The 8,843-nt window shown below is 33.6% G+C and carries 12 protein-coding genes; all 12 read right to left on the bottom strand.

What is annotated here, in order from left to right; translation table 11 throughout:
* Window positions 1-7 precede the first annotated feature (7 nt).
* Window positions 8-880: a cbb3-type cytochrome c oxidase N-terminal domain-containing protein gene (locus tag J6V67_RS01670; RefSeq protein ID WP_291857661.1), complete on the bottom strand. Its 873-nt coding sequence runs from the start codon at window positions 878-880 to the stop codon at window positions 8-10.
* Entirely contained in the window at window positions 877-1,107 is a 231-nt protein-coding gene (locus J6V67_RS01665; RefSeq protein ID WP_291857659.1) for a cytochrome c oxidase, cbb3-type, CcoQ subunit, read from the bottom strand. The genes J6V67_RS01670 and J6V67_RS01665 overlap by 4 nt, the downstream gene beginning before the upstream one ends.
* Window positions 1,108-1,115: 8 nt before the next feature.
* Window positions 1,116-1,781, bottom strand: coding sequence for a cytochrome-c oxidase, cbb3-type subunit II (gene ccoO, locus J6V67_RS01660; protein WP_291857657.1), 666 nt, complete (start codon window positions 1,779-1,781; stop codon window positions 1,116-1,118).
* Window positions 1,782-1,791: 10 nt separating this feature from the next.
* Entirely contained in the window at window positions 1,792-3,258 is a 1,467-nt protein-coding gene (gene ccoN / locus J6V67_RS01655) for a cytochrome-c oxidase, cbb3-type subunit I (protein ID WP_291857655.1), read from the bottom strand.
* A 201-nt stretch (window positions 3,259-3,459) separates the two neighbouring features.
* Window positions 3,460-4,146: a response regulator transcription factor gene (locus tag J6V67_RS01650; protein WP_291857653.1), complete on the bottom strand. Its 687-nt coding sequence runs from the start codon at window positions 4,144-4,146 to the stop codon at window positions 3,460-3,462.
* Window positions 4,139-5,371, bottom strand: coding sequence for a PAS domain-containing sensor histidine kinase (locus tag J6V67_RS01645; protein WP_291857651.1), 1,233 nt, complete (start codon window positions 5,369-5,371; stop codon window positions 4,139-4,141). The genes J6V67_RS01650 and J6V67_RS01645 overlap by 8 nt, the downstream gene beginning before the upstream one ends.
* Entirely contained in the window at window positions 5,368-6,033 is a 666-nt protein-coding gene (locus tag J6V67_RS01640) for a sulfite exporter TauE/SafE family protein (protein WP_291857648.1), read from the bottom strand. Before J6V67_RS01640 ends, J6V67_RS01645 begins: the two co-directional genes overlap by 4 nt.
* Window positions 6,033-7,151 carry a glutamine-hydrolyzing carbamoyl-phosphate synthase small subunit gene (gene carA / locus J6V67_RS01635; RefSeq protein WP_291857646.1) on the bottom strand — a complete coding sequence of 373 codons (1,119 nt, stop codon included), beginning with the start codon at window positions 7,149-7,151 and terminating at the stop codon, window positions 6,033-6,035. Before carA ends, J6V67_RS01640 begins: the two co-directional genes overlap by 1 nt.
* Window positions 7,151-7,702 (bottom strand): DUF507 family protein, encoded by a 552-nt coding sequence (locus J6V67_RS01630; RefSeq protein ID WP_291857644.1) that lies wholly within the window; start codon window positions 7,700-7,702, stop codon window positions 7,151-7,153. Before J6V67_RS01630 ends, carA begins: the two co-directional genes overlap by 1 nt.
* 87 nt (window positions 7,703-7,789) lie before the next feature.
* Window positions 7,790-8,314 (bottom strand): MotE family protein, encoded by a 525-nt coding sequence (locus tag J6V67_RS01625; RefSeq protein ID WP_291857642.1) that lies wholly within the window; start codon window positions 8,312-8,314, stop codon window positions 7,790-7,792.
* Window positions 8,311-8,739, bottom strand: a complete 429-nt coding sequence (locus tag J6V67_RS01620) for a flagellar FliJ family protein (RefSeq protein WP_291857640.1) — start codon at window positions 8,737-8,739, stop codon at window positions 8,311-8,313. Before J6V67_RS01620 ends, J6V67_RS01625 begins: the two co-directional genes overlap by 4 nt.
* Window positions 8,736-8,843: adenylosuccinate synthetase (locus J6V67_RS01615; protein ID WP_291857664.1), on the bottom strand; the 108-nt coding region annotated here is incomplete at its 5' end. The genes J6V67_RS01620 and J6V67_RS01615, both read right to left, overlap by 4 nt.

Below are 8,843 nucleotides of genomic sequence, written 5' to 3'. Positions count from 1 at the left end.
TTCCATATTATTCTCCTTTTGAAAGCGAGATTATATATTCGCCAACAGCTTTTTCTTGAGTAGGATTAATAAGTCCTGTATCAGTAAATTTAGGCATATGACCAATATCTCCGGTTTTACCACGAGCTAGAACTTCTACTACAAAATCACTTGAACCATATTTAGTAAGATCTGGAGCCATTCCATCCATACCTTTACCGTCTTCACCATGACAAGCTGCGCAAGTAGCCCAAGCTGCACGACCAGCTTCTACTAAATCTTCATTTACTGTAGATTTAATAGCTGAGATCTCTTTAGCTGTAAATGCTGCTAGCGCTTTAGCAGTAGCTTCATCGATGCCATTATCAGCTGCACTAAGCATATCACCAAGTGGATATCCTAGACCTTTTGAACCTTTAATAATAACATCATAAATACCTTTTTCACTGCCCCATTCTGTTAAATTAGCCGCCTTGCCATTAATGCCATCACCTGTGATTCCATGACATGCAGCACATTGTACCAAGAATACTTGCTCACCGATAGCCTTTAACTCTTCTGGGCTAGCATTTTGAAATTTAGCTTGGAAACTAGCGTTGTATTTTTTTACCTCTTCATTATATTCACCGATTTGCGAATAAGAATTTAAAGGATAACCAGCTAGAAAATACCAAATTGCCCATACTATAGTAAGAACAAACACAACAGCCCAACCAAGCGGAAGTGGATTTTTATACTCACCAATTCCATCCCAGTTATGTTCGCTTAGCTCACCTTCTTCTTTTTTCACTTTCATTAGTTTAAATAGCCTACCTACGACAATCAATGTCAATAAAACGATAGCTATAGCACCAAGAATAGAAAGCGAATTTACATTGTCTTCTAGATTAAACCATTTCATTTTTTAACGCTCCTATTAGTATCTTTGCTAGAAGTAGAGACACTCTCAAGAATTTCATCTTGCAAATCATCATTTAAGGCTAAATTTGAGTATTTTTCATAATCTCTTCTACCGGTTTTTTCCGATTTTTTTAGATGAAACCAATAGCTATATAGTATAACTACCATAGCTATTAACATTATATAAAAGCCATAAGCTTGAAGCTCCCTCATAGTCTCTACACTCATAACAAACCTTATTTTAAGCTATTTAAATATGCAATCAATGCAACGATTTGGCGAATTTCGCCTCTAGCAAATGCATCTTTTACATCTTGATCTTTCATCTGGCTTACAATAGCCTCCGCTTCTGCTCTTACCTCTGCTTGAGCTTCTTCCCAGCTGCCTAGTTTTGGCATTCCCTCTACATCATAAGGAACATTAAATACTTTTTTAACTGTAACAGCTTCAGCATAAGCAGTCTCTATGTCTGCATTTTTATTAAACATATGAGCATAAGCAGGCATAATAGATCCTGGAACTACACTTACTGGATCTTTCATATGATTTTCATGCCAATCAACACTTCTATAGTTGCCAATTCTAGCTAGATCCGGACCAGTTCTTTTTGATCCCCATAAAAATGGTCTATCATAGGCAAATTCACCACTTACTGAATACATACCATATCTATCTGTTTCAGATTTAAATGGGCGAATTAACTGAGAGTGACATGCATTACAACTATCAGCTATATATACATGACGGCCAGCTAATTGCAATACTGTATATGGTTTTTTATGCTCTACAGGTCTAGCACGATCAGCAAAATCTGGTAGAATTTCAACAATACCAGCATATGCTATAAATATAAATACAAATACCGCAAAAAAGAATGGATTTTTCTCTAACCAACTAAACATACATCCCTCCTTACGCAGCCATTGGTGAAGCACTAACTGGCTCACGATCTATAGGCTTACTTGATGACATAGATTTTATAATGTTGTAAGTAAACATAAAGAAACCGATTAGATACAATAGACCACCGATAGCTCTAATCCAATAATAAGGAACAAGAACAGTAACTGTATCTATAAATGAATAAGCAAGGTTGCCATATTCATCTGTAGCTCTCCACATCATACCTTGTGTGATACCAGCGATCCACATAGATGCAAAGTATAGCACAATACCTGTTGTTTGAATCCAAAATTGTGCTTCCATTAAAGACTTACTATATAGTTCACGCTTAAAGATACGTGGAGTCATATGATATAAAGCAGCCATAGTCATAAAGCCAACCCAACCTAAAGTACCATCATGAACGTGTCCAGGAATCCAATCTGTAAAGTGCGCTAGAGCATTTACTGATTTTATTGAAAGGATTGGGCCTTCTAGTGTAGAGAACATATAGAATGTAGAAGCTAAAACCATAAATTTAATTAACGGATTATCTCTTAATTGTCCCCATTCGCCTCTCATTGTCAAAAGCATATTAATAGCAGAACCCCAACTAGGTAGAATAAGAACTATAGAGAATATAGATCCCATAGTCTGCATCCAATCTGGAACAGTAGAGTAAATAAGGTGGTGACCACCAGCCCAAAGATATACAAACATTAAACCCCAAAATGAGAATAGTGATAGCTTATATGAAAAGATTGGCTGACCACTCTCTTTTGGTAGGAAGTAATAAATTTGAGCAATAATCGCAACTGTAAATACAAACGCAACCGCATTGTGTCCAAACCACCATTGTACTAAAGCATCATTTGTGCCAGCGTACATAGATACAGAGTGAATCCAACTACCCATACCAGATACTAGACGTGTAGGAACTTCCATATTGTTAAATAGATATAGCATAGCCACACCAAGGAATGTAGCAATGTAATACCATAATGAGATATATAGAGTTTTTTCACGGCGAATTCCAATTAAGCCAAAGATACTAATACCCCATAAAACCCATACAACAACAACTATAATATCAATTGGCCACTCAAGCTCTGCGTACTCTTTAGATGTAGAAACACCAGCAAAAAGAGTTACAACAGCTAAAGCTATAACCAATACATATAGCCAGAAGTGAAGCTTACCTATGAACATTAAAAATTTAGACTCGCTCATAGATACTTTAAGCACTCTTTGTCCAATATAATACCAGGTAGCAAAAATACCTGACAACATAAATCCGTAAATCACACCATTTGTGTGAAGCGGTCTAAGACGGCTAAATGTTCCATATTCACCAGCTAGATAGTTAAGGTCTGGGTAAGCCATTTGAAAGGCTATCAAAGTACCAATACCCATACCAACTATACCAAAAATAATAGTGGTAAACATGAAGTACTTAGCGACTGTATAGTCGTAGTTCAATGCATTACTCGGCTGCATTAAAAGTCCTCCTGTAAAGTTTGTTATCTTTTTGAAAAAAATACTTTTAATTATATGGTAAATAAAATATAAATTAACTTAAAATAATGAAAAAATATCAAAAATTAATTTAAAAGATTTTAAAGAGAGTATAAAAGTATGGAGTTACCATACTTTAAAGCAACTCCGATAATTTTAAAATTTTAGAGTAATTTTACAAATTTACTCATCTTTGGTAGTGATTTTATAGCCAAGACCTGGGATATTCTTAATTAAATTCGCTCCAACTTTATCACGAATTCTTTTTATAAAGGTTCTAATAGCTGCATCGCTTACCTTCTCTCCTGTCCAGACGCTTTGTTTGATCTCTTCGTGCAAGACTAGCGTATCAATCCTTTGAGCTAAAATCGCTACAAATGCTAGCTCTTTTTTAGTTAGCCCAATCTCCTCGCCAGCGCTATTTATTAGAACTCTTTTGGTTTTATTAAATTTAAATCCATTTCCAATCTCGATCTCAGATGCTACACCAATTTTCTCTTTAGCAAGCTGACAAGTAGCATCAAATAACTCTTCGATATCAATTGGTTTAATTAAATATTTATCAATTCCTACATCAATCGCACTTAGCAATCTCTCCTTTTCGCTAAAGGCACTTAACACCATAACAGGGGTAAATCTAGATATGCACTTAATCTCTTTAGCCATCTCTAAACCATCCATTATAGGCATTGTAATATCTGTAATAACCAAATATGGATTATATTTTTTAAATTTTTTCAAACCTTCATCGCCATTTCCAGCTACAATTACCTTTTTAAAAACATCTTCCATGACACTAGCCATTGAAGTTCTTATTTTCTCCTCATCTTCGACAAACAAAACAGTTAGGTTTTTTAGTATATCATTCATCATTCTCTCCGTTTAATGGTATTTTAATTTCAAAGCAAGCGCCATTTTCAAGGTTGCTTACACTAATTTGACCTTGTAATTTGCTCACAATTCTCCTAACAATATATAACCCCAAACCTGTTCCTACACTTGGATGCTTAGTAGTAAAATATGGATCAAATAACTTATCACTCACACTCTCCTCTATTCCACCAGCATTATCAGAAATCGTGATTATAGCATATTTGATCTGTTTATTTGTATCATTTTGAATATATGCTCTTACATTTACTCTCTTATCTTCTATATTATGCTGAAAAAAAGCATCTTTTGAATTTGAAAATAGATTTATAAATATCTGAGCCATCTCATTTTGACGCCCTACTATATAGATATTATCATCTATATCTATCTTTAGTTTGATAGATGCATTTTTAAAAGTATTCTCTAACATCAAAATCGCATCTTGAGCAGCATCTTTAAGAGAAAATTTTTCATCATCACCATTATTAGTAAAAAAATTTCTAAAGTTATCAATAATACTACTCATTCCTTTAATCACAGCCTTTGAATGCTCATAAATCTCAATAAATTGTAAGCTTGGCTCTTTAGTGCTTTGTTTGAGTTTATACAAATTTATACTTAACTCATTTAAAGGTTGACGCCACTGATGTGAAATATTAGCTAGCATTTCACCCATATTAGCTAGACGGCTTTGCTGAAACATTAACTTACTTTTTTCTTCATTTTTAGCCACCTCAATTGCTACACGCTCCTCTAGTTCTCTATTTAGTTCAACTAATTTTTTAGTCTTACCTGAAACTTTTTGCCATAGAAGCGAATTTAGATCACGCAAATCATTTTGCGCCCTCATAAGCCTTTCATTTAACTCAATCATCTCAGTAATGTCATAACGAATCGCCACAAATTCCTCAATTTCATTATTATCATCTAAAATCGGGATAATCGTAGTATTTAGATAAATAGCTTTGCCATCTTTGGTTCTATTTTTAATCAATCCTTTGTGAATTTTTTTATTTAAAATCGTCTCCCAAAGACGTTTAAAATACTCAGTTGGCACATCTGGATGACGAACGATATTATGTGATTGTCCGATTAACTCATCTCTTAAATAGCCACTAATTTTACAAAACTCATCATTAACAAAAGTTATAATCCCATTTATATCAGTTTTTGATACGATATTACTCTCATCAATGGCTCTTTGATATTGTCGTAATTTCATTTTAACACCATAAATCCCAAATATAAAAGGTAAATTCCATACCCAAGCATAATCAAAAATGAAACTAAATTTATATAATTTTTAAATTTAGTACTCAAAGTTGACAAAATCCATCCCGATCCCATCATTACTGGAATTGTACTAAGACCAAAAATAGCCATAATAATCGCCCCATTTACTAGCGACCCACTTCCAAGAGAGATAGCTAAAAAATAATATACAACCCCACAAGGTAAAAGTCCATTTAAAAATCCTAAGATTAAAAATGAGATAGTACTATTTTTTTGTCTAAATTTACCAAGTAACGGTATAATCAATGAGCTTAATTTTTGATTTTCGATACAAGAAAGGAGTTTACCTCTTTTAAAAATGCCAAAAGCTAAAATGATTAAAACTACTCCAGCAAAAAATATAAGTAAACCCTTGCTAACGCCGCTAAAGATAACTGCTGAGCCAAAAAGTCCAAACAAAAGACCCAAAATCACATAAGCCAAAACCCTACTAAGATGATAACCTAAAGATAAAATTAGTCTAGTTGTTCTATCTTTTTGACTAAGCTTTACAGCACAAGCTACTACAAACCCGCCACACATACCAATGCAGTGTGAAAGGCTAAAACCAACCGCAAGTGTAATAGTAGCAAGGATGGTAGTCAGCTCCATTATAGAATTTCTATAAATTTCTTAAATATATATTTGCTCTCATTTGGGCCGCTGCTTGCTTCTGGGTGGTGCTGAACCGAAAATACCTTTCCACCATTATAACATACCCCTTCAATAGTGTTATCAAAAAGATTTCTATGGGTGATTGTAGCTACTTCGCAGATATTCTCTGGAACATTATAATTATGATTTTGCGCTGTAATCTCTATGCTTTTTGTCTCTAAATTTTGAACTGGATGATTAGCTCCATGCTGACCAAATTTAAGCTTATAAGTCTCATAACCATAAGCATTTGAAAGTAACTGATGGCCAAGACAGATACCAAACATCGGAATATTAGCTGCTATTAGTTTTTTAATCTGAGCAATCTCATTAACTAGCATTCTAGGCTCACCTGGGCCATTGCTTAAGAATACTCCATGAATTTGACCTTTATTAAATTTGTCAATTAAAACTTCACCTTGTACATCATGTGGATATACTTCAAGTTCAAGACCAACACTACAAAGCTCATTTAATATATTTCTTTTAACACCATAATCAATAACGGCAACTTTTTTACCAATTGAATTTACGCTACCATAAGCCTGATTTTTATGATCCCATCTTGAACTGCTATGGATATATGACTCTTTTGTGCTTACAATACTTACATAATTTATCTCATCAATTCTAGCACTACTTTCTAAAGCTTTCTTAAGCTCATTCTTATCACTAATTTCAGTTGAGACATATACTCTTAAATTTCCACTATCTCTTAGCATCTTAGTTAAATATCTTGTATCTATATCATATACACCAAATTTACCTTGGTCATAAAAAAACTTTTCAATACTTTGTGTTGATCTAAAATTACTTGGATTAGCATTAAAATTACGCATAAATACACCGCTTGCATGTATTTTGCTACTTTCTGCATCATCATCATTTATACCTACAATCCCAATCTCAGGCATTGTAAAGACAATAAACTGTCCAGCATAACTAGGATCTGTGATAATCTCCTCATATCCAGTCAAAGATGTATTAAACACAAGCTCGCCAAAAGCACTTCCACCCTTGCCAAAAGCCTTAGCTTCTAAATAAACACCATTTTCTAAATAAATATATGCCTTCATTATATCATTCCCCTTTTGCTAAGCTCTTCTTCATAGAGTCTTTCAAATATCAAATCATACTCCTCAGTGCCTGGTATTAGCTTTTTCTTATAGTTTTCTAATCTATCTGCTACGCTATCTTCGATAGCTTCATACTGTTTTAAATAGCTCTCTATTGCGCCATAGATTAGATTTTTAACCCTATTTTCTGAAACGCTATAATCGATTAAATTTTCTCTCCATAATCTTTGTAAAATCTCATGCGATAGACTACTATAACGGTCATCATATGAGAGCATTACTCCAAACTCTTTGGCTAATTTTTTCTTAATGAGCCAAAACATATTCTTGCGATCAATTTGCATAAAGTCGATCTCATTCTCATTTTGTTCCAAAAGCTCTTTTACACGCTCTTCTAGGGCTCTTTCTTTATTTATATCAATACAAAGAATCTCTTGAGCAACGGCGGTTATAGGCTCTGTACCGCTTTTGAATTTAACAAAACCAGAGCCTAGGAGATCGGTTGTAATCTTTCTTGCTATATATGGAGCATGTGGAAGTTTAATACGCATTCAAACAGCCTTTATAAAATTTTGGCTAATTTTATCAAAAAAATATATAAAATCAGCTAAAAGATAGTAAGATAAAATTAAATTTATCTAATCAAATTTTACCTCTTTAAAAAGTTTATCATTTTTTAAAATTTGAGTTAGCTCAGCTGCGATTTGTGGATCCATCTTAGCAAATATTGTCGATATCTTCTTTGGATCTAGCGCATGTAAAACCTTTGCTGCCTCATCACGTGGAAGCTGAGCAATTATAGTAGCTGCAGCTCCGTCTTTCATCTTAGCATAAACGGCTAGGACTTTATCATTTGTAATGCTCTTGATCTCAGATAAAATTTTCTCATTCTTCTCAAGCATTTTTTTAATATTTTCTTCTTTTTGAGAAATCTGCGCTAAGGTTTTATTTAGATCTCTTTCTTTGGCTATAATCTGCTCTTCACGTTGATTAAATAGCGTATTTGTCGCAGCTCTATAAGCTTCTAACTCTTGGCGTGAGCTATCTATTAATTCTAAATTTTTAGCAATCTTTGCCTCTCTATCGGCTAAAATCTCATCATTATTCTCACTTGTAGCATATAAAAAACTAGCCAAAAATATAATAAAATATATAAATTTCAATACCTATCCTTATTTAAAAATGAGTGCCTCATAGTTCCCATATCATCTAGATTTTTAGCCTCTCTTTTTCTAAGATTTTTTAACTCTTTTTGAGTCTCTTCTTTCTCCATATATTTAAATTTTTCAAGTTCAATATAGGCTTTTTTATACTGAAATTCAAAATGCACAATCTCTTTTTGAGTAAGCAAAATCTTCTCTTTAATCTTATCTTTTTGCATTCTTAAAAGCTTTTGCTGCTCGATTGTTGCTTGAATTTTCATTGATGAGCCTCTTTTGGGAAATTTGCTCATATTAAGCTCAGCATTGATTGCATCTATAGAGCGAGTAAGCTCACGAAATGTAGCCTTGGCTCGTGCTAGACTCATTTCAAGCTTATTTAACTCCTCTTCTTTGACTTTGACTATTTGGGTAAATTGATTACTCATCTTAGTATTGTATCACTCCTTTCAGGACTTGTTGAGACGATACTGACTCTAACTCCAGTTAACTCCTCAATACGATTAATATATCTCTTAGCATTTAATGTTAA

It is taken from the genome of Campylobacter sp. (assembly GCF_017646085.1).
Lineage (GTDB): Bacteria > Campylobacterota > Campylobacteria > Campylobacterales > Campylobacteraceae > Campylobacter.
This window is presented reverse-complemented; position numbering and strand designations above follow the sequence as displayed.